Here is a 19,588-nt window from a genome sequence, read left to right on the forward strand (position 1 = left end):
CATTAGACAAGTACAATTTAGATGCAGTGAGATACTGGCTTAATTGTGCGTTGATTTCTACAGGAGGATGGACGAATGGCATTTACGCCCAAAGGGAAACACTTTGTTGCTGGCGAATGGCTCGATGGAGCCGGAACCTTTGAATCTTCACCAGCAAGTGGGCCAGCGCATTCGTTTGCAGTCGGTACAGTCGAACTGGTGAACCGCGCTTGTGAAGCTGCGGAAGATGCTTTTTGGTCTTATGGTTATTCGACCCGCGCGGAACGCGCCACATTCCTGCGCGCAATCGCTGATGAAATTGAAGCACGTATTGCTGATATCGTCGTGATCGGCTCGCAGGAAACTGGCTTGCCGGAAGCACGTCTTCAGGGTGAAACCGGACGCACGACCGGCCAGCTACGCCTGTTCGCTGACCATATCGAAAAGGGCGACTATCTTGATCGCCGTTTTGATGCTGCGCTTCCTGACCGTCAGCCAGCACCTCGTCCTGAAATTCGTCTGGTTCAGCGTCCAATCGGTCCTGTTGCCGTATTCGGCGCATCTAACTTCCCAATGGCCTTTTCAACCGCAGGTGGCGATACCGCAGCAGCACTTGCAGCTGGTTGCCCTGTTGTCGTGAAGGGCCATTCGGCACATCCGGGAACTGGCGAAATCGTGGCACAGGCTGTTGAAGCCGCGATCAAGAAGACTGGCGTTCATCCGGGCGTATTCTCGCTCATTCAGGGCGGACGTCGTGATGTTGGTCACGCTCTCGTCCAGAATCCTTATATCAAGGCCGTTGGCTTCACCGGTTCGCTCGGTGGTGGTCGTGCATTGTTCGATCTTTGCGCAGCACGTCCAGAGCCGATCCCGTTCTTTGGTGAACTTGGTTCAGTTAATCCGATGTTCCTGTTGCCAGAAGCCATGAAAGCACGCGCCGAAACGCTTGGACAGGGTTGGGCAGGATCGCTAACCATGGGAGCGGGCCAGTTCTGCACCAATCCGGGTATTGCCGTTGTTCTTGATGGTGCTGATGCGGATACCTTCACAACTGCTGCTGTTGAAGGTCTCAAGAAAGTCGCTCCGCAGACCATGCTGACTGACGGTATTGCGCAAGCATATCATGAAGGCAAAGAGCGTTTTGAAACGCGCAATGCAGTCAAGCCGCTTTATGAAACCGTGTCATCGGGTCGTCAGGTTTCGCCAAATCTGTTTGAAACAACTGGCGAGCGCTTCCTGTCTGACCATGCGCTTGGCGAAGAAGTGTTCGGTCCTCTTGGACTGGTCATTCGCGTTGGCTCCGTTGACGAGATGGAAAAACTCGCGCGTGGCTTTGAAGGCCAGTTGACCGCAACTATCCATATGGATGCAGGCGACATTGGCGAAGCACAGAAGCTCCTGCCTGTGCTGGAGCGCAAGGCTGGCCGTGTGCTGGTCAATGGTTTCCCAACTGGCGTTGAAGTCGTTGATTCAATGGTTCATGGCGGACCATACCCGGCATCGACGAACTTTGGCGCAACCAGCGTTGGAACAATGTCGATCCGCCGCTTCCTGCGCCCAGTTTCTTACCAGAACTTCCCGAAGGAACTTCTGCCAGAAGATTTCGCGTAATCTCTTAGGTATGAAAAATATAAAGCCCCGCTTAGGCGGGGCTTTTTTATTAAAAGTCCTGCTTCATCCCACCCGGCAACAGTGTCGCTGCCTTTTCTATTGTCGCGGGATCGCGCCCTGTTTCCTGGCAAAAGCGGAGCAGCGTTGGCTCATGGCTTAGGTAGAATTGCAGTACGCCTGCGAGAAAGCCTGGCTCTTGCGCAGCCGAGCGAATTGAAGATACTTCAATGCCTGTCAAAGCGAGAAAACGCTGCATTAGCTCATTATCCTGCGCCATCCATACAAGTGCTTCTACCGCAAGAGCTTCGGCCTCTGTCTCACTCATGACAGTTTTCATCTCATTTCTCTCCACGTTAAGCTCAGCCACTTCGCCATAGTTCGCTGAAAATTCGATTCACGCTGATTTGCACTATACGCTAAAATGAAGCGCATATTCAGCTGTTGGGCGAAATAGCTGCAATGCGCGATTTGGGAGAATATTTGCTATTCGTCAATCAAATAGGCTTAAAGTGCGTAGAATCCATGCGGGCGTAATGGGCACAACAAACCTGTCGTTTGGCGGACAAGAATAAGGCCAGGGAATATTCGATGACCAAAACTGTGATGATCGTCGAGGACAACGAACTGAATATGAAGTTGTTTCGCGATCTAATCGAAGCCAGTGGATATGAGACCATCAGGACCAGAAGTGGTCTTGAGGCGCTTGATCTTGCCCGTGAACATCGCCCTGATCTCATTTTGATGGATATTCAGTTGCCTGAAGTATCCGGTCTGGAAGTCACCAAGTGGCTTAAGGACGACGAAGAACTCAAGCATATTCCGGTCATAGCCGTCACCGCATTTGCGATGAAGGGCGATGAGGAACGTATTCGACAGGGCGGTTGCGAGGCTTACATATCCAAGCCAATTTCTGTTCCGCGATTTATTGAGACGATAAAGTCTTATCTCGGCGACGCCTGATTATTTTGAGTAAAGGCACGTTCGCGGTATAAGATTTTAGGGGGGCAGGGGATCATGACAGCACGAATTCTCGTCGTGGATGATGAAGAATCGAGTGTAAGGCTGCTCGAAGCTCTGCTTTTGCGCGAATATTATGAAGTTGTGTCCGCTTATAATGGTGCGGAAGCGATCGAAATCTGTCTGGGTGGGCAGATTGATGTCGTTATTCTTGATGTTTTGATGCCGGGTATCGATGGTTTTGAAGTTTGTCGTCGTCTGAAAGATGATCCGCGCACGACCAATATACCTGTCGTGATGCTGACCGCCCTTAACAGCGCTCAGGATAAGATCACAGGCCTTGAAGCTGGCGCAGACGATTTTATGACGAAGCCAGTCAATGATATGCAACTGCTATCGCGTGTCAAAAGTCTTGCCCGATTAAAGATGGTCTCGGATGAATTGTTTCAACGAACCGGAACGGTTGCCGATACTGAAGTTGAAGCGTTGCTCGTCACCAAACTTTCCGGTCGCTTTGGTGGTGGAGAAGACGCAGCACGCATTCTGATCGTAGATGAGAACGAAATTGCGGCAGCACGACTACGCGTGATTCTGGGCGAAGACTATTTCGTCGATGTAGCCAGTGATGCCAATGATGCGCTCATCAAGGCAATTGAAAACGATTATGACAGCATCGTCATATCCGCCGATTTTACCTATTATGATCCGCTGCGCCTTTGTTCGCAGATACGAACGATAGAACGTACAAGGCTCGTGCCGATTATCCTGATCGTCAATGAAGATGAAGGCTCGCTGGTGGTGCGCGCGCTCGAATTGGGTGTGAATGACTATGTCATGCGCCCATTGGAGAAGCTTGAGCTTTACGCGCGTTTGCGTACGCAGATTAAGCGTAAATGCTACAATGATCTTCTGCGCCAGAGCCTGCACCGCACCATAACTATGGCGGTTACAGACAGCCTCACAGGGCTGCATAACCGCCGTTACCTTGATACGCATATGCCGGTGCTTCTCACGCGCGCCACAGGCCGCGAGAGGCCGCTAACGGTCATCATGATTGACTTCGACCACTTCAAGCGCGTGAATGATCAATATGGTCATGATGGTGGCGATGATGTTCTTCGAGAATTTGCTGCACGATTGCGCAAGAAGATTCGCGGCATGGATGTGATGTGCCGCTATGGCGGTGAAGAGTTTGCCATCGTGCTGCCTGACACTGATTTAGCGGCTGCTGCGGCCGTGGCAGAGCGGATTCGTGATGCCGTGTCAGAAGAGCCATTTTTGCTTGCTGGCGGCAAGCATCAGATTGCAATGACGATCAGCATTGGTATAGCGTCGCTTCGCTTGATGGGGGGCGATACGGTCGAAGCGCTTTTCGCCCGCACGGATGCGGCCCTTTATGAAGCCAAGAAGAAAGGTCGCAACCGGATCGTTCTTTCTGCGGCCTGAATGCAATAAATTGCACGCAACAAAAAAGCCGTCTCTAAGAGACGGCTTTTTGATTCCTGCCAGTTAGTCTGGCGGCGGAAACGAATTACTTGATCTTCGTTTCCTTGAAGTCGACGTGCTTGCGCGCGATCGGGTCGTACTTAGTCTTTGTCATCTTATCCGTCATCGTGCGGCTGTTCTTCTTCGTTACGTAGAAGAAACCGGTGTCAGCGGTCGACAAAAGCTTGATCTTGATGGTCGTAGCCTTGGCCATATCGAAATACCTGCTCTTTCATGATTAAACCGCTACGAGTCTCACCTATTGGTAAGAAGCGGAAATTCGGCGCGACACTACGGTTTGAGAGCGAAAAGTCAACCCCGCTTCTTCTTTTGAACCAACCTAATCGCAGCAAAGAGTGCAAAAGCCGCAAAAAAGATGCCGAGTGTGAGCGGGAATCCCTTTGGTCCCATCGCATCCATGCCGACTCCAACCGCTTGCGGGCCTGCCAGCATGCCAATCGCATAGCAGAAGATAAATGCGGCATTGGCGGATGCAAGTTCGCGTCCGGTAAGCTCAGAGCCGAGATGAGCAAGGCCCACGGTGTAGAGACCGGCGACCACGCCGCCCCACAGAAACAGCACGGCAGCCATGAGATACCAGCTGTGCATCAGGTAGGGCAGGGCTATCATTCCGATCAGGCCAGTCACAGCGCAGAACAGCAGCAATTTGCGGCGGTCTGAAATTTTGTCGCTGATAATTCCCAATGGAATCTGCATCAACACATTGCCAAGGCCGATCATGGTCAACAGCAATGCAGCGTCGCCTTCACTAAAGCCGACGCGTGCGCCAAAGACCGGGAACAGTGCGAAACCTCCGGTCTCGACTGCACCGAAAACAAACACGGCCATTGTCGCGGTTGGAACTGCGAAGATAAACGGCAGGAAGGGGACGTGCTCACCTTCTTCAAAATCTGGACTATCGCGCCATGCGATCAATACCGGAATGATGGCAATTATGATGATTGCGAAGCCGACATAGAAGGGCATGCCGCCAGCACTGCCGATTTTCGAGAATAGCCACGGCCCGAGCGCGAAACCGAGTGATAGCGACGTCGCATAGATACCAAGCACCAAGCCTCGTTTTTCTGGTGGAGCGGAAGCGTTGATCCAGTACTCGGAAAGAACGAAAAGCACGGTCAATGCGAAGTGCAGTACGATTCGCAGTGCGAACCATGCCCAAAGTGGCTGAAAAAAATGAAATCCAAGAAATGCGAAACTGCCAATCAGTAGCATCAAAACGATTGCTTTCGCGACGCCAAGGCGCGCTGCAATCGGTGCTGCGAGTGGCGCTGCAACGATGGATGCAAGGCCAGCGACAGCGGTGTTGGCACCAATGAGACTGGCTGAGTGGCCTCGGCTTTCCAGCAAAACGCTCAAAAGCGGAATGCCTAGCCCGATAGCGGCACCCATAGCGCTGATCGTAGCAATTGCTGCGGCAAGCGAACGCCAATGCAATTCGCCTTCATTAGGCCCGTTGCCGGGTTGCTGCGCTGCAAGATCGGCGGGATGAATTTCTTTGTTCATAAGGTCAGATCACTTCACGCACAAAGCGGCCATACCGCTTGCTGTATTGTACCACCGGAAGGGTGGCTGGCAATTCGTGCCGGGTTTCTGTCAGCAGCGTCTTCGCTTCTTTCAGAATGGCCTGAGTAATACGGGCAACATCCAGTTTATCAACCTCATCAATCGAAACCCAATTCAAATCCTGAAGTTCTCCACCGGGAACAAGTTTCTGGTTTGGCAGTTCTGGCAGGCTGTCACGAAAAGCAATGAAAAAACGCGCATCAAATCGTCGGACATTTCCGGGTGGTGTGATTGCGCGTGCGAAATAGCGCAGATCGCCTAGCGCAGGCAGTGCGCCACCCTCCAGAAATGAAAACCAGTCCTTGTTTGCAGGAGAATTGCCACCGTTTGATGACATGGCTGCTTGATGGTTTTGTCGGGCAAAACGAAGGCCGGTTTCTTCAAAAGTCTCGCGAATTGCGCAAAGCCCAAGCGCTCGCGCTCGCCGTAGCGTCGCGCGTGTTCCCATCCCTGTGACGAGCTTAACCGTGTCCTCAGCGGTTAATTCGGATGCAGCAGCCATGCTGCCATCGCCGGGGTCAGCCCGACCTCCTGGAAACACATATTTTCCCGGCATGAAGGCGAGAGATTGATGGCGGCGTCCCATCAAGATTCGCGGGATACGCTCAGTGCGATCAACAAGGAGAAGCGACGCTGCATCACGAGGGCGAAGCAGCGGTTTTATTTTATCATTTGTGGTGTGTGAGGCGGATGTCACGGGAAAAACCCTATCAGGTGACGTCGCCGTATTCACCTTCGCCTTTTCCGCCAAAACCATGCATGAACAAGGCCCATTGCAATCCAATGGTAGCGCCTTTGATCGGCTGCAGAAGCGCCAGCGACATCAGAACGATCATCGGTCCCCAGATGGCCATATGCGCTACGAGCGAAAGGTTTGTTGTCGCTTCAACGCCCATGAAGGCACCAACGACGATATGACCGACAATCAAAATTGTCAGGTAGGCAGGAAGATCATCGGCGCGCTGCTCTGTATAATCCTCATCGCAGACCGAGCAATGATCGACTGGCTTTACAAAAGAGCGAAACAGTTTGCCTTCACCGCAATGCGGGCAGCGGGATTTAAATCCGCGCCACATTGCCTGGCCCAGATTGCGTGTTGGCCGGGCTGTTTTCTGGCTATCGCCACCGAAAACGTGGATTTGATTATCAGTTGAACTGGCCTCTAACGTGCTCATTTGCGACCTTTTCTTTTTGAGCGCGAAACGCCTGCCGGCTTTCCTGTGCGCCCGCGCATTCCCTTGGTTGCCTTATGATGCGAACGCGTCGACATCGGCAGGGAGTGCGGTTCCGAAACCATCTCAAAACGAAGCGCACCCGCGACAGGGAGCGCTTCCACAAGCTTCACCGTGACTGTATCGCCGAGCCGGAAGCCTTTTCCGCTTCTTTCACCAGCGATCGCGTGGTTTGCTTCATCATACAGATAGTATTCATTGCCCAAAGTTGAAATGGGCACAAGTCCATCCGCGCCATATGTCGCAAGAGAAACGAAAAGTCCGGCTCTCGTAACGCCGGTAACACGGCCCTCATATTCATCGCCAAGATGCGCTGCGAGGAAATGTGCAATCAGGCGGTCAACGGTTTCGCGTTCGGCCAGCATGGCGCGGCGTTCGGTTGAGGAAATAAGTGCCGCTATTTCTACGAGTTGCGCCTCTTCAGCCGTGGTCAGGCCGTCATTTCCAAGTCCGAGAGCCTTCACCAATGCACGATGCACGATCAGATCGGCGTAACGACGGATTGGCGATGTGAAATGGGCGTATTTGTGCAAGTGCAGACCAAAATGCCCGATATTTTCGGGGCTATAAATGGCTTGGCTTTGCGTGCGCAATACAACCTGATTGACCAAATCCTGATGGTCGGTGCCCTCGACTGCTTCAAGAATACGATTGAACTGACCCGGCCTGAGTTCGGCACCTTTGGCGAGGTTCATATCAAGCGTACGCAGAAATTCGCGCAGCGATTCCTGCTTGGCAAGCGCTGGTGCATCATGGATACGGAAAATGAGCGGCTGGCGTTTCGCTTCCAGAATTTCTGCTGCAGCCACGTTGGCCTGAATCATAAACTCTTCAATAAGCTTATGTGCATCCAGACGTTCCGGCACGACGACCTTTTCGACTTTGCCATCAGGCGCGAGGATAATTTTCTTTTCCGGCAGATCCAGCTCAAGCGGCTCGCGTGCATCACGACCGCGTTTAAGTGCTGCATAAGCGGCCCAAAGTGGCTTCAGGATGGTGTCGAGGATTGGTGCGGTCTTCTCGTCCGTTGCACCGTCAATCGCCGCCTGTGCCTGCTGATAGGACAGCTTGGCGTGTGAACGCATCAAAATGCGATGGAACTTATGCGACTTCTTATGACCGTTTGCGTCAAACACCATCCGCACAGCAAGTGCTGGGCGGTCTTCCAGTTCACGCAACGAACACAGATCGTTGGAAATGCGTTCCGGCAGCATCGGCACAACCCGATCCGGGAAATAGACCGAATTGCCGCGCTTTAATGCCTCGCGATCAAGAGCAGAGCCGGGGCGAATGTAAGCCGCAACATCGGCAATCGCGACAACAGCGATAAAGCCACCGAGATTCTTGGGATCCGTATCGGGCTCCGCATAAACGGCATCATCGTGGTCTTTTGCATCTGCGGGGTCGATGGTGAGCAATGGCATTTCGCGCCAGTCTTCACGACCATCCAGCGTTGCAGGCTTTGCAGCTGCTGCTTCGCGCAGAACTTCCTCAGGGAAGATATGCGGGATTTCATGCTCATGAATAGCGATCATCGACAGCGCTTTTTCACTGTCTACGGAACCAACGACCTGACGCACCTTGCCAGAAGGCAGGCCATAGCGGCGCGACGACAGCAGTTCCACTTCGACAAGATCACCACTCTTGGCATCTTGCAGCGATTGCGGGTCAAGCTGCACTTCCGGCTGCTTGCGATTGACCGGCTCAAGCCGCCATTCACCATTGCTCAGTTTGCGCAAAACGCCGAGCACGGCATTGTTGTTCTGTTCAAGAACCTTGATGACACGCGCTGAATATTCCGGGCCGTCGTGCTCTTTGCTGCGGAAAATTTTCGCCAACACGCGATCACCGACGCCCACAACCGGGCCATCGGAGGTTTTGTTCAAGCGTGTGCGACGGATCAGAACGACGGGTGGCTTGCCATATTCTGCCTCGTCCCAATCGACAGGACTCGCAACGAGGCCACCTTCTTTATCGCGACCAGTGATGTTTAAGCTGGCAATCGGCGGCAATGAACCCGGACGAGACAAGCGGCGATCACGTTTTTGAACCAAGCCTTCATCGCTCAATTCACGCAACAGGTCTTTGAGATAAACCCGCGCATCACCCTTGATATTAAATGCCTTAGCCAACTCGCGCTTGCCTGCACGGTCGGGATTTTCCTCGATAAATTTGAGGACTTCCTCACGCGTTGGCAGATAAGCAATAGGATCGGCGGATTTTGCCTCGTTCAATTTTGCTGTTGCTGCACGCCGTTCGGTCCGTGCGGACCGTCCGGTATCGGGTTTGGGGAAACGACGTGCCAATTTTTACTCCTCTGCCGGCTTCGATTTTGCTTTTGAAGCGGCTGTTTTCTTCGCTGCAGGCTTTTTAGCAGCAGCTTTTTTCGGCGCTGCCTTCTTTTCGCCGTCTGCCGATTTAGCGGCTGACTTGCGAGCAGGAGCCTTCTTTGTCTTGGTGCTGCCAGCCTTTGCGGTGATCAGAACCAAGGCTTCTTCCAAGGTCACACTCGCCGGGTCTTGACCCTTTGGAAGCGTCGCATTGACCTTGCCCCAATTCACATATGGACCGTAGCGACCATCGCGAACAGTGATTGAACCACCATCCGGGTGATCGCCAAGTGTTGCAAGTGCTGCAGGCGTTGAACGCCCACGGCCACCACCATTGGCTTTTTTATCCGCAAGTACAGCAACAGCACGGTTCAGGCCAACCGAGAATACTTCTTCTGCGTTTTCAAGGTTCGCGAAAGTTCCGTCATGGCTGACATAAGGACCATAGCGGCCAATGCCTGCCGAGATCATTTTGCCGGTTTCAGGATGCTGTCCAACATCGCGTGGTAGTGACAGAAGGGCAATCGCCTTTTCATGATCAACGGTATCCAGCGACCAACCCTTTGGCAGACTGGCACGCTTTGCTTCTTTGCCTTCGCCACGCTGAATATATGGACCAAAGCGCCCACTGCGCGCCGTGATTTCTTCGCCGGTGAATGGGTCTTTGCCAAGTGACTTAGGCTCATCTGAAGCAGCAGCTTCACCATTGCCGTCGCCGCTCAACTGGCGCGTGAACTTGCACTCAGGATAATTCGAGCAGCCAACGAATGCGCCATACTTGCCAAGCTTCAGCGATAGCTGTCCGGTGCCACACGTTGGGCATGAGCGTGGATCGCTGCCGTCGCCACGATCAGGGAAGGCGAGTGGTGCGAGCTCTTCATTGAGCGCATCAAGAACATTGGTAACGCGTAGTTCTTTGATGTCATCAATTGAACCGGAGAAATCGCGCCAGAAATCGCGCAATACGTCTTTCCACAGCAGCTTGCCGTCAGAAATCAGATCAAGCTTTTCTTCGAGATCAGCGGTGAAATCATATTCCACATAGCGTTTGAAGAAGCTTTCGAGGAACGACGTTACCAAACGGCCTTTCGGGTCGGGTGTCAGCTTGCGCTTGTCGATAGTGATATATTCGCGATCGCGAAGCGTTGCGAGTGTCGCGGCATAGGTCGATGGACGACCGATGCCCAGTTCTTCCATCTTCTTGATGAGAGAAGCTTCAGAATAACGTGGCGGTGGTTCTGTCGAATGCTGTGTCGCATCGATTTTTTCGCGCGCAATCGTTTCGCCCGAACGGATTTCAGGCAGCTTTGCGCTGTCTTCATCTTCGTCTTCTTCCTCACGGTGATCCGTATATGCAGCGAGGAAGCCGTCGAATTTTGTTACCGAACCGTTTGCGCGCAGCATGGCTGATTTCGCGCCGTTGGTGGCTTCGATGTCAGCAGTCGTGCGTTCAATATCGGCCGCCTGCATCTGGCTTGCTATAGTGCGCTTCCAGATCAGTTCATAAAGGCGCGCCTGATCTTCATCAAGGAAGCGGCGCATTTCTTTTGGATGGCGCGAGAAATCCGTTGGGCGGATTGCTTCGTGCGCTTCCTGCGCATTCTTCGCCTTACTGGAATAATAGCGCGGCTTTTCCGGCACGTAATTTGGGCCGAAGTTTTTACCAATCGTGTCACGCGCCGCGTTGATCGCTTCTGGTGCGATCTGCACACCGTCAGTACGCATATAAGTGATCAAACCGGCAGTTTCGCCGCCAATATCGACACCTTCATAAAGACGTTGTGCGATCTGCATCGTGCGAGATGCCGAAAAGCCGAGCTGGCCCGATGCGGCCTGCTGAAGCGTTGAGGTGGTAAATGGAGGGCCGGGATTGCGCTTGGTTGGCTTTGCTTCGACAGAGACAGCCTTAAAGCTTGCGCCTTCCAGCATCGTGCAAATTGCCGTTGCTTGCTCTTCATTCTTAATGTCGAGCTTGCCGAGCTTTTTGCCGTCAACTGCCGTCAGGCGTGCGGTAAACGCATCATTGCGTGGCGTTTTCAACGAAGTGGCAACGTTCCAGTATTCTTCACGAATGAAGCGTTCGATCTCAGATTCGCGGTCACAGACGAGACGCAGTGCAACCGATTGAACACGTCCAGCGGAACGCGCGCCAGGCAGCTTGCGCCACAGAACCGGCGATAGATTGAAACCCACCAGATAATCCAGTGCACGGCGCGCCAGATACGCATCGACCAATGGCACGTCGAGATCACGCGGATTAGCGATGGCATCCAGAACCGATTTCTTTGTGATGGCGTTGAACGCCACACGCTTTACGGTTTTGCCTTTAAGCGCTTTTTTCTGGTTCAGAACTTCAAGAACATGCCACGAAATAGCTTCGCCTTCGCGATCCGGATCGGTTGCGAGAAACAATGCGTCGCTATCTTTCAGCGCTTTGATAATATCCGCCAGACGTTTGGAAGAATTGCCATCCACTTCCCATGACATAGCAAAGTCTTCATCCGGGCGAACTGAACCATCCTTAGCTGGCAAATCTCGCACGTGACCGAACGAGGCCAGAACCGTATAGTTCGAGCCAAGATATTTATTGATGGTTTTTGCCTTTGCAGGCGATTCTACGACGACAACATTCATTAAAGCAGCCCAGATTCGCGATCTTCACAGGCAAAATGCCAATTCATCGCGTTCAAATTGTTGCCTTTCACATGAACAGCGGTTTGCGTTTGGTCAAGAGCGACAAGCGAAAAATCGTCAAATACAACCTAAGATTGATGTTGTTAATTATAAACCAGATGGTAGTATTGCGGTGGGGTATATCCAAACGCATATGCCATATGGATGATTTTAGGATGGAGATAAACGACCGATCTTGGGGGCAAGTATGGTTCAACGGGTGGCGACACGCCGGGAGTTGTTGATGTATATTGAGCAAATGCTTGAGGAATTGATTGTGATGGCTAAAGAAACTAATCAGCCTTTGCTTGTTTACATGATGGACATGGCGTTGCAGGAGGCGAAAGAAGGCAGCCGCAAACGCAAATCTGCAAAATAATATTCAAATATATTTTCTACTGAGGCACCAATGCCACCTGATTGCCGGGATAGCGTAAAAGCCGCCCGGCAAGATCAAGCTCTAACAGAATGAGTTGCGCACTACTGGCATCAAGGCTGGTGTGTCGGACAAGCGTATCCACATCAATCGGGACAACACTTAACGCATCAAGTAGAATGTCGCGCTGTTCGTCGGTGGTTATTGCATGAGGCGGTTCTGGCGGCTCATCAAATTGTTTGAGCAGGTCCGGTTGATCCTCGTCACTGTGAATTGCTTCTCGACCTATCAGTGGGTTCAAGGCTTCAATAACGTCATCGGCATTCGTGACGAGTGTGGCTCCGTGTTTCAGCAGCGAATTGGTTCCGCGTGCGCGCGGATCAAGCGGTGAGCCGGGAACGGCAAACACCGTGCGGCCCATTTCACCTGCCATACGTGCGCTGATAAGCGAACCTGAGCGCTCTGCTGCTTCGACGACGATCAATCCGAGTGATAACCCGGCTATAATACGATTGCGCCGCGGGAAATCGCGTGAGCGTGGTTCTGCACCCATCGGCATTTCGGTGATTAATGCGCTCTCATGTTCCGGTATTGCGCGATAAATGGGCAGGTTTTCGGGTGGATAGGGTCGATCAAGACCGCCTGCCAGCACCGCGACTGTTCCGCTTGTTAAACTTGCCTTGTGTGCCGCAGCATCAATGCCTCGTGCAAGGCCTGAAATAATTGCAAAGCCAGCGTCACCGAGGTCCCTGGCTAGTCTTTCCGTGAAACGTGCGCCGACAACGGATGCATTGCGCGATCCAACAATAGCAACGGGCGGCTTGCGAAAGACATTTGGATTGCCCTTTATGATGACAAGCGGCGGTGGTGCTTCGCAATTTTTAAGCTGTTGTGGGTAGTCAGGCTCGCCCATGCCGACAAGCCGCGCACCCATGCGCGCAATTGCTTCAATCTCGCGTTCGGCATCCTCAAGCGGCGTAACACGGACGGGTTTTGAACCGCCGCCACGTATATTAAGATCAGGAAGCCGTTCTATGGCGCTGGCCGCAGAGCCACAGAACATGATAAGGTCGCGGAACGCGACGGGCCCGATATTTTCAGTGCGAATGAGACGCAGCCAATTGAGCCGCTGCTGGTCTGAGAGGCGAATTCCGTTTTTTGAATTCGCACTCTGCTTCATCCCTTTTTACCAATCTTGCTTTCTGTGCCGCTGAGAAGGCGGGAAATATTGGCATGGTGTTTGATGAAGATGATAATCGTCAAAACTGCAAACAGTGTGGCTATCGCCAAATCACCGCGCACATAAAGCGCGATTGGGACAATGAGGCTTGCTACGAGGGCAGATAGCGACGAATAGCGGGTAAGAAGAGCGGTTACGATCCAGGCCGCGATGAAAATCAGTGCGCTTGGCCATGCGAGGCCGAGCAGAACGCCGAGATATGTCGCGACGCCTTTGCCGCCTTTGAAGCCGATCCAGACCGGAAACAAATGGCCAATAAAGGCACCAAAACCGGCTGCAATAGCCGCATCCTGACCGAATTTAGAGGCAATGAGGACGGCTGCTGTGCCTTTCAGTGCATCAAGAATTAGAGTTGCTGCGGCGAGTTTCTTATTGCCGGTACGCAAAACATTGGTAGCGCCAATGTTGCCCGAGCCGATTGAACGTACATCGCCAAGTCCTGCAAGCCGTGTCAGGATAAGCCCAAAGGGAATGGAACCAAGGATGTAGCCGAATATCAGCGTGCCGAGTGTCACCAAATTGATAAGACCTGCGTCGGCCATGAAACTCCCCATATCTTCCTTATGAATTCAGTTGAGAAGAAAAGCCGTCTAAAATCAAGACGGCTTTTCAAAATTTGTGAGAGCGACAAGAAAAGCCTAAGGCATTATTCTTGATGCTTATTTAGTGAATGCTAAGCCGTATAAACGGTTTTCCCGCCAACGATCGTGCGGTTAACACGGCCCTGGAAGCGGGCACCTTCAAAACAGCTGTTTTTCGAGCGCGAATGCAGGTCTTCTTCGCGAACTACCCACGGTTCATCGAGATCAACAATTGCAAGATCAGCTTTTGCGCCGGGCTTCAGCGTTCCTGCATCGAGACCGAAGATACGGGCAGGAGCGGTTGAAAGCACTTCCACCAGACGAAGCAACGGAATGCTATCATTATGGTGAAGCCGAAGGGCCGCTGCCAGCAGTGTTTCCAGGCCAATCGCGCCAGCCTCCGCATCTGCAAAAGGCAGGCGTTTGGTGTCTACGTCCTGCGGATCATGTGCCGAAACCACGATGTCGATGGTGCCGTTTTTGACGGCTTCAACCATCGCCAGCCGATCCTGCTCGCTGCGCAAAGGTGGCGACAAACGGAAGAAAGTGCGGAACTCACCAATGTCGTTTTCATTGAGTGACAGATGATTGATTGAAATGCCAGCGGTAACATTTGCGCCGTGCTCTTTTGAACGCTTGAGCGCATCGGCAGACATGGCACAGGAAATCTGTGCTGCGTGATATTTACTGCGGGTGAGCGCAGCCAAACGCAGATCGCGCTCCAGTGGAATCACTTCCGCTTCACGCGGACTTCCCGAAAGTCCAAGCCAGCTCGCAAACAAGCCTTCATTCATTACGCCATTGGCGCCGAGATAAGGATCGCGGGTTTCACACGCAATCACTGCATCAAAATCGCGGGCATAGGTGAGTGCGCGGCGCATCAGCTGCGTATTCGCAATTGTGTGGCGACCTTCGGTGAAGGCAACCGCACCTGCATCGAGAAGCAGGCCGATTTCCGTCATTTCCTCGCCGTGCAAGCCCTTGGTAATGGCAGCTGCCGGATGCACATTGACGATAGCCGTGTCGCGCGCCGTGCGCTTTACGAATTCAACCAGGGCCACATCATCAATAACCGGATCTGTATCCGGCATCATGATGATCGAGGTTACACCGCCGGCTGCTGCGGCCTGACTGGCCGATGCAATGGTTTCGCGGTGTTCCGCGCCCGGTTCACCAACAAAGACGCGGGAATCAACCAGACCGGGCAGGATCGCCATGCCATTCAGGTTGATGACTTCGGCACCTTCTGGCGCACCCTGATTGCGGGCATCAGCGCCGCTGGCGACGATTTTATCGTCTTTGATCAGCAGGCTTCCAACTTCATCGAGCCCGCGTGACGGATCGATGATGCGGGCATTTTCAAAAAGGATCGCACTCATGCGCGTTCTCCTGCGGCTTCAGCACGACGCGGATCAAGCAGGGCTTCCATAACCGCCATACGCACGGCGACACCCATTTCCACCTGTTGCTGGATCATGCTTTGCGGGCCGTCTGCCACATCAGATGCGATTTCCACACCCCGATTCATCGGGCCGGGATGCATGACGAGTGCGTCGGGCCGTGCGAGTTTCAGCTTTTCTTTGTCGAGACCGTAGAAGTGGAAATATTCACGCACTGAAGGCACGAAAGAGCCAGCCATACGCTCACGCTGGAGGCGCAGCATCATGACGACATCGGCGTCTTTCAGGCCTTCTTCCATGGTGTTGTAAACTTCAACACTCATATCGGCGATGCCGGAAGGCAACAGAGTCGAAGGGGCGACGACGCGAACACGCGCGCCAAGCGCATTGAGAAGCAGAATATTGGAGCGCGCAACGCGCGAGTGAAGCACATCGCCGCAAATGGCAACGATCAGGTTTCCGATGTCGCCCTTTGCGCGGCGAATGGTCAGCGCATCAAGCAGCGCCTGTGTTGGGTGTTCATGCGCGCCATCGCCCGCATTGACGACTGCACAGCCGACTTTTTGCGCAAGGAGCGCTGCAGCACCGGCAGACGCATGGCGAATGACCAGAATGTCTGGCTGCATGGCGTTCAGCGTCATCGCGGTGTCGATGAGCGTTTCGCCCTTCTTGACCGACGAATTGCCGACCGACATGTTCATCACGTCCGCGCCCAGCCGTTTTCCGGCGAGTTCGAACGATGATTGCGTTCGCGTCGATGCTTCGAAGAAGAGGTTGATCTGGGTGCGACCGCGCAGCACGGACTTTTTCTTCTCGGACTGTCTGGATACAGCCACTTCCTGATCCGCAAGATCGAGAAGACAATTAATGTCCAGGGGCGATAGCCCCTTGATGCCAAGCAGGTGGCGATGAGGGAAAATCGGTGAGACCGTTTGATTTGTCATGGCAAGTCACCCGTATAGAGCCGCAAGAACTGGACCGCAACCGCCCTTATAATGGCTTTGGCCGATTCACAAAGAAAAACCTGTGTTCTTTGGGCATAAAGCGGTGGGCTGTGTGAAAATGTTAGGAAATTACGATGCAAGAAAGCATAGAATGTTAAATCGCTGAGCTTAAAAAGGCTCGCGAGCTGATTTTGAATTGAACAGAACCAAACGGATGAGCCTGTGAAAACGCACGAAGTCACCAACCAGACACCGTCCATGACGGGCACAAATGCATATCTGGGCGATCCGCTTCTGATACAGATCGCAGCGCGTTTCCCAAAAGAACTACATTCTGATCTGGAAAACACCGGACGTTTCGTCATGTCTGCGGAAGCGCAGGACCTTGCACGTCTTGCCAATACAGAACTGCCAAAGCTGCGCACGCATGATCGTCAGGGGCGTCGCGCTGATCTGGTGGAATATCATCCCGCTTATCATGCGCTGATGCGCCGTTCGATTGCGCATGGTCTGCATTGCTCAATTTGGGAGGCCAATCCAGCTGAAGCCGGACGACGCCATCAGGCGCGCGCCGCGCGTTTCTTCCTGACCGCACAGCTTGAGGCAGGCCACCTTTGTCCGCTGACCATGACCAATGCGTCGCTTGCAGCAGTGATGGCGTCTCCTGATCTTTACAAGGAATGGTCGCCGCAGGTTCTGTCGCGCAAATATGATTCCTCGCAAAAGCCTGCTCTGCAGAAGCACGGCATAACGCTTGGCATGGGCATGACCGAGAAGCAGGGTGGCACGGATGTTCGCGCCAATACGACCCGCGCAGAACGCAATGAAGACGGCACTTATTCCATCAGTGGTCATAAGTGGTTTATGTCTGCGCCTATGTCAGATGCTTTTCTGGTGCTGGCTCAGGCGGAAGAGGGGCTTTCGTGCTTCTTGCTGCCGCGTCTGACCAGTGAAGCGGCTGGAAATGGCTTCTTCTTCCAGCGTTTGAAGGACAAGCTCGGCAACAAGTCTAACGCCTCGGCAGAAGTTGAGTTCGACGGTGCTATCGGCCATCTGGTCGGCAATCCCGGCGAAGGCGTCAAAACGATCATGGATATGGTGACCCTGACGCGGCTTGATTGCGCGGTTGCCTCTGCTGGCCTGATGCGCTCGGGACTGGCCGAGGCCGTTCATCATGCACGTCATCGCGAGGTAGGTGGGCAAAAGCTCATTGAACAGCCGCTCATGGGCCGTGTTCTGGCTGATATGGCACTGGATGTTGCGGGTGCAACCGCACTTTCCATGCGTCTGGCGCGTGCTTTTGATATGGCTGCAAGTGATCGCGCGGAAGCTGCTTTTGCGCGCTGCATGACGCCTGTTGTCAAATATTGGGTCTGCAAAATCGCACCGGCATTGCTTTACGAAGCGATGGAGTGCCTCGGTGGCAATGGCTATATTGAAGATGGCAATCTCGCACGCGCCTATCGCGAAGCGCCGGTCAACGCGATCTGGGAAGGCTCGGGCAATGTCATGGCGCTGGACGTGGCGCGCGTGCTTTCACGCGCACCTTCGCTGTTCGACGAAGTTCTCGACTGGATCAGCGGACAGCTGGGCGTGCGTGGTCAGGGTACGATTGATGTGTTGCAGGCGGCATTGCAGCTGACCGAAACCGATCAGGGCGTTGCGCGTCTTCTGACGGAGCAGCTTGCTTATGCGGCTGCTGCCGCCGAATTGCGCAATCTTGGTGCGGATGATGTGGCCGATGCCTTCATCGAAACGCGTCTTGGTGGGCAGTGGCGCTCGACCTATGGCATGCTGGATGCACGCCATAATGCCAACCGGATATTGGACCAGCTTTATCCTGCGTCGTAATCGCTGTCGTCGGAGTGCGATGAGCGCAGCATGTGCAGGCGATCTAGTGCGCCTTGCAGAATGAAGGAAGCTGCGGCCGAATCGATGCGTTCGGCCCGCTTACCGCGTGAGACGTCCATGCCGATCAGTGCACGTTCGGCAGCGACTGTTGAAAGCCGTTCGTCCCAGTAGACGAAAGGCAGATCGGTTAGCGGTTGCATGGTACGAACGAAGGCGCGTGTCGCCTGAACGCGGGGTCCGGCTGAACCATCCATGTTCATAGGCAGACCGATAATGATGACGCCGACCTTGTCTGCTTCAAGTGCTTTCAACAGCACCTGTGCATCAATTGTGAACTTGGTGCGTTTAACCACGGGACGCGGATGCGAAAACGACAGGCCGAGATCAGAAACCGCAAGGCCAATAGTTTTGGTGCCAAGATCAAGCCCGGCGACAGTCTGGCCGGGGTGCAGAATTTCCAAAACGTCTTCGATTTCAACGACGGCCATGTGTCCTCATAGTATTTTGATCGGGCTTCATATTGCCTGATGGAATTGCGACGTAATATCTGTTTTAGAGTTGAAAATCGAGCCACACGGAGAAACACAATGAAAATCACTTGGTTGGGCCATGCAGCCTATCGCGTTGAAACGGAACAAGCGGTCATTCTCATTGATCCCTTTATCAATGGAAATCCGGGCGCCAAGGGCATCGATTTTAACGAAGCGACTAAAGGCACAACACATATCGCGCTGACCCATGGTCATGGTGACCATATCGGCGACACGGTTGCCATTGCCAAAGAACACGGCGCGACAGTCATCGCCAATGCTGATCTTGCAACATGGCTCGGTAGTCAGGGTGTTGAAAAGCTTGATGCCGGAAACACTGGTGGCACGCTGGCGCATGACGGTTTTACAGTGACCTTCGTCAATGCGCTGCATTCATCGGCTATGCTGACCGAAAATGGTGTCAGCCAGGCGCTTGGCAATCCAAATGGGCTCGTTTTCCATTTCAATGATGCGCCATCGCTTTATCATATGGGCGATACAGATATTTTCTCCGATATGGCGCTGATCAATGAATTGCATCAGCCAGAAATCGGCATTGTGCCGATTGGTGATCGCTTCACCATGGGTGGTGCTGTGGCAGCGCTTGCTTGCCAGCGTTACTTCAACTTCAAAACCGTTCTGCCATGCCATTTTGGTTCGTTCCCGATCATTGATCAGAACGCCGAAAAGTTTGTCGCAGGTATGGAAGGCCAGTCGAACACCAAAGTTCTGGTTGCTCCAGCCGGCACAGTTCATAGCTTCTAACTATGGATGGAAGCGCAAGAAATGTTGCGCTTCCGCACCCACACCGTTAT

Annotated in this window: 18 protein-coding genes; 6 read left to right on the forward strand and 12 right to left on the reverse strand. The window is 53.3% G+C overall.

The window, feature by feature from the left end:
• The first annotated feature begins 75 nt into the window (after positions 1–75).
• A complete protein-coding gene (locus J2782_RS08275; RefSeq protein WP_310011310.1) occupies positions 76–1,590 on the forward strand; it encodes an aldehyde dehydrogenase (NADP(+)) in 1,515 nt (504 codons plus the stop codon).
• Between the two features lie 49 nt (positions 1,591–1,639).
• On the opposite strand, the gene J2782_RS08280 is transcribed toward J2782_RS08275, so the two are convergent.
• Positions 1,640–1,927: a DUF3572 domain-containing protein gene (locus tag J2782_RS08280; protein ID WP_310011312.1), complete on the reverse strand. Its 288-nt coding sequence runs from the start codon at positions 1,925–1,927 to the stop codon at positions 1,640–1,642.
• 251 nt (positions 1,928–2,178) lie between these two features.
• Here J2782_RS08280 and J2782_RS08285 point away from each other — a divergent pair, with 251 nt between their 5' ends.
• Positions 2,179–2,550 carry a response regulator gene (locus tag J2782_RS08285; protein WP_250042903.1) on the forward strand — a complete coding sequence of 124 codons (372 nt, stop codon included), beginning with the start codon at positions 2,179–2,181 and terminating at the stop codon, positions 2,548–2,550.
• 54 nt (positions 2,551–2,604) lie between these two features.
• Positions 2,605–3,993, forward strand: a complete 1,389-nt coding sequence (locus tag J2782_RS08290) for a PleD family two-component system response regulator (protein WP_310011314.1) — start codon at positions 2,605–2,607, stop codon at positions 3,991–3,993.
• A gap of 85 nt (positions 3,994–4,078) precedes the next feature.
• Here J2782_RS08290 and rpmG read toward each other — a convergent pair whose 3' ends face one another.
• From rpmG to topA, 6 genes are all read right to left on the reverse strand, one after another.
• Positions 4,079–4,246 carry a 50S ribosomal protein L33 gene (rpmG, locus tag J2782_RS08295; protein ID WP_094508422.1) on the reverse strand — a complete coding sequence of 56 codons (168 nt, stop codon included), beginning with the start codon at positions 4,244–4,246 and terminating at the stop codon, positions 4,079–4,081.
• A gap of 98 nt (positions 4,247–4,344) precedes the next feature.
• The gene (locus J2782_RS08300; protein ID WP_250042984.1) at positions 4,345–5,487 is read right to left on the reverse strand and encodes an MFS transporter; all 1,143 of its coding nucleotides are present in this window, start codon (positions 5,485–5,487) and stop codon (positions 4,345–4,347) included.
• 73 nt (positions 5,488–5,560) lie between these two features.
• On the reverse strand, positions 5,561–6,172 hold the full coding sequence (locus J2782_RS08305) for an NUDIX hydrolase (RefSeq protein WP_310012294.1): 612 nt from the start codon (positions 6,170–6,172) through the stop codon (positions 5,561–5,563).
• Positions 6,173–6,326: 154 nt separating this feature from the next.
• Positions 6,327–6,791, reverse strand: coding sequence for a DUF983 domain-containing protein (locus tag J2782_RS08310; protein ID WP_310011316.1), 465 nt, complete (start codon positions 6,789–6,791; stop codon positions 6,327–6,329).
• Entirely contained in the window at positions 6,788–9,154 is a 2,367-nt protein-coding gene (rnr, locus tag J2782_RS08315) for a ribonuclease R (protein ID WP_310011319.1), read from the reverse strand. Before rnr ends, J2782_RS08310 begins: the two co-directional genes overlap by 4 nt.
• A 3-nt stretch (positions 9,155–9,157) precedes the next feature.
• Positions 9,158–11,812 carry a type I DNA topoisomerase gene (topA, locus tag J2782_RS08320; RefSeq protein WP_310011322.1) on the reverse strand — a complete coding sequence of 885 codons (2,655 nt, stop codon included), beginning with the start codon at positions 11,810–11,812 and terminating at the stop codon, positions 9,158–9,160.
• Between the two features lie 247 nt (positions 11,813–12,059).
• Here topA and J2782_RS08325 point away from each other — a divergent pair, with 247 nt between their 5' ends.
• Entirely contained in the window at positions 12,060–12,230 is a 171-nt protein-coding gene (locus J2782_RS08325) for a hypothetical protein (protein ID WP_310011323.1), read from the forward strand.
• Positions 12,231–12,246: 16 nt separating this feature from the next.
• On the opposite strand, the gene dprA is transcribed toward J2782_RS08325, so the two are convergent.
• From dprA to J2782_RS08345, 4 genes are all read right to left on the reverse strand, one after another.
• Positions 12,247–13,407 carry a DNA-processing protein DprA gene (gene dprA, locus J2782_RS08330; protein ID WP_310011326.1) on the reverse strand — a complete coding sequence of 387 codons (1,161 nt, stop codon included), beginning with the start codon at positions 13,405–13,407 and terminating at the stop codon, positions 12,247–12,249.
• Positions 13,404–14,009 carry a glycerol-3-phosphate 1-O-acyltransferase PlsY gene (gene plsY, locus J2782_RS08335; RefSeq protein WP_310011328.1) on the reverse strand — a complete coding sequence of 202 codons (606 nt, stop codon included), beginning with the start codon at positions 14,007–14,009 and terminating at the stop codon, positions 13,404–13,406. Before plsY ends, dprA begins: the two co-directional genes overlap by 4 nt.
• 131 nt (positions 14,010–14,140) lie before the next feature.
• Positions 14,141–15,427: a dihydroorotase gene (locus J2782_RS08340; protein WP_310011330.1), complete on the reverse strand. Its 1,287-nt coding sequence runs from the start codon at positions 15,425–15,427 to the stop codon at positions 14,141–14,143.
• Positions 15,424–16,392, reverse strand: a complete 969-nt coding sequence (locus J2782_RS08345) for an aspartate carbamoyltransferase catalytic subunit (RefSeq protein ID WP_310011332.1) — start codon at positions 16,390–16,392, stop codon at positions 15,424–15,426. The genes J2782_RS08340 and J2782_RS08345 overlap by 4 nt, the downstream gene beginning before the upstream one ends.
• A 222-nt stretch (positions 16,393–16,614) precedes the next feature.
• Here J2782_RS08345 and J2782_RS08350 point away from each other — a divergent pair, with 222 nt between their 5' ends.
• Positions 16,615–18,243: an acyl-CoA dehydrogenase family protein gene (locus J2782_RS08350; protein ID WP_310011334.1), complete on the forward strand. Its 1,629-nt coding sequence runs from the start codon at positions 16,615–16,617 to the stop codon at positions 18,241–18,243.
• Here the strand turns inward: J2782_RS08350 and ruvX are convergent.
• Positions 18,228–18,731 (reverse strand): Holliday junction resolvase RuvX, encoded by a 504-nt coding sequence (gene ruvX, locus J2782_RS08355; protein WP_310011338.1) that lies wholly within the window; start codon positions 18,729–18,731, stop codon positions 18,228–18,230. The genes J2782_RS08350 and ruvX overlap by 16 nt on opposite strands.
• A gap of 99 nt (positions 18,732–18,830) precedes the next feature.
• Between ruvX and J2782_RS08360 the strand changes: the two genes are divergently transcribed.
• Entirely contained in the window at positions 18,831–19,538 is a 708-nt protein-coding gene (locus tag J2782_RS08360) for a metal-dependent hydrolase (RefSeq protein WP_310011340.1), read from the forward strand.
• Positions 19,539–19,588 lie beyond the last annotated feature (50 nt).

It is taken from the genome of Brucella pseudogrignonensis (assembly GCF_031454375.1).
GTDB classification, from domain to species: Bacteria; Pseudomonadota; Alphaproteobacteria; order Rhizobiales; family Rhizobiaceae; genus Brucella; species Brucella pseudogrignonensis_A.

What these genes read in the sequence shown, in the direction of transcription:
- J2782_RS08275 (WP_310011310.1), top strand. Translation starts at nt 76, where the DNA reads ATGGCATTTACGCCCAAAGGGAAACACTTTGTTGCTGGCGAATGGCTC.
- J2782_RS08280 (WP_310011312.1), bottom strand. Translation starts at nt 1,927, where the DNA reads ATGAAAACTGTCATGAGTGAGACAGAGGCCGAAGCTCTTGCGGTAGAA.
- J2782_RS08285 (WP_250042903.1), top strand. Translation starts at nt 2,179, where the DNA reads ATGACCAAAACTGTGATGATCGTCGAGGACAACGAACTGAATATGAAG.
- J2782_RS08290 (WP_310011314.1), top strand. Translation starts at nt 2,605, where the DNA reads ATGACAGCACGAATTCTCGTCGTGGATGATGAAGAATCGAGTGTAAGG.
- rpmG (WP_094508422.1), bottom strand. Translation starts at nt 4,246, where the DNA reads ATGGCCAAGGCTACGACCATCAAGATCAAGCTTTTGTCGACCGCTGAC.
- J2782_RS08305 (WP_310012294.1), bottom strand. Translation starts at nt 6,172, where the DNA reads ATGCCGGGAAAATATGTGTTTCCAGGAGGTCGGGCTGACCCCGGCGAT.
- J2782_RS08310 (WP_310011316.1), bottom strand. Translation starts at nt 6,791, where the DNA reads ATGAGCACGTTAGAGGCCAGTTCAACTGATAATCAAATCCACGTTTTC.
- topA (WP_310011322.1), bottom strand. Translation starts at nt 11,812, where the DNA reads ATGAATGTTGTCGTCGTAGAATCGCCTGCAAAGGCAAAAACCATCAAT.
- J2782_RS08325 (WP_310011323.1), top strand. Translation starts at nt 12,060, where the DNA reads ATGGTTCAACGGGTGGCGACACGCCGGGAGTTGTTGATGTATATTGAG.
- dprA (WP_310011326.1), bottom strand. Translation starts at nt 13,407, where the DNA reads ATGAAGCAGAGTGCGAATTCAAAAAACGGAATTCGCCTCTCAGACCAG.
- plsY (WP_310011328.1), bottom strand. Translation starts at nt 14,009, where the DNA reads ATGGCCGACGCAGGTCTTATCAATTTGGTGACACTCGGCACGCTGATA.
- J2782_RS08340 (WP_310011330.1), bottom strand. Translation starts at nt 15,427, where the DNA reads ATGAGTGCGATCCTTTTTGAAAATGCCCGCATCATCGATCCGTCACGC.
- J2782_RS08345 (WP_310011332.1), bottom strand. Translation starts at nt 16,392, where the DNA reads ATGACAAATCAAACGGTCTCACCGATTTTCCCTCATCGCCACCTGCTT.
- ruvX (WP_310011338.1), bottom strand. Translation starts at nt 18,731, where the DNA reads ATGGCCGTCGTTGAAATCGAAGACGTTTTGGAAATTCTGCACCCCGGC.
- J2782_RS08360 (WP_310011340.1), top strand. Translation starts at nt 18,831, where the DNA reads ATGAAAATCACTTGGTTGGGCCATGCAGCCTATCGCGTTGAAACGGAA.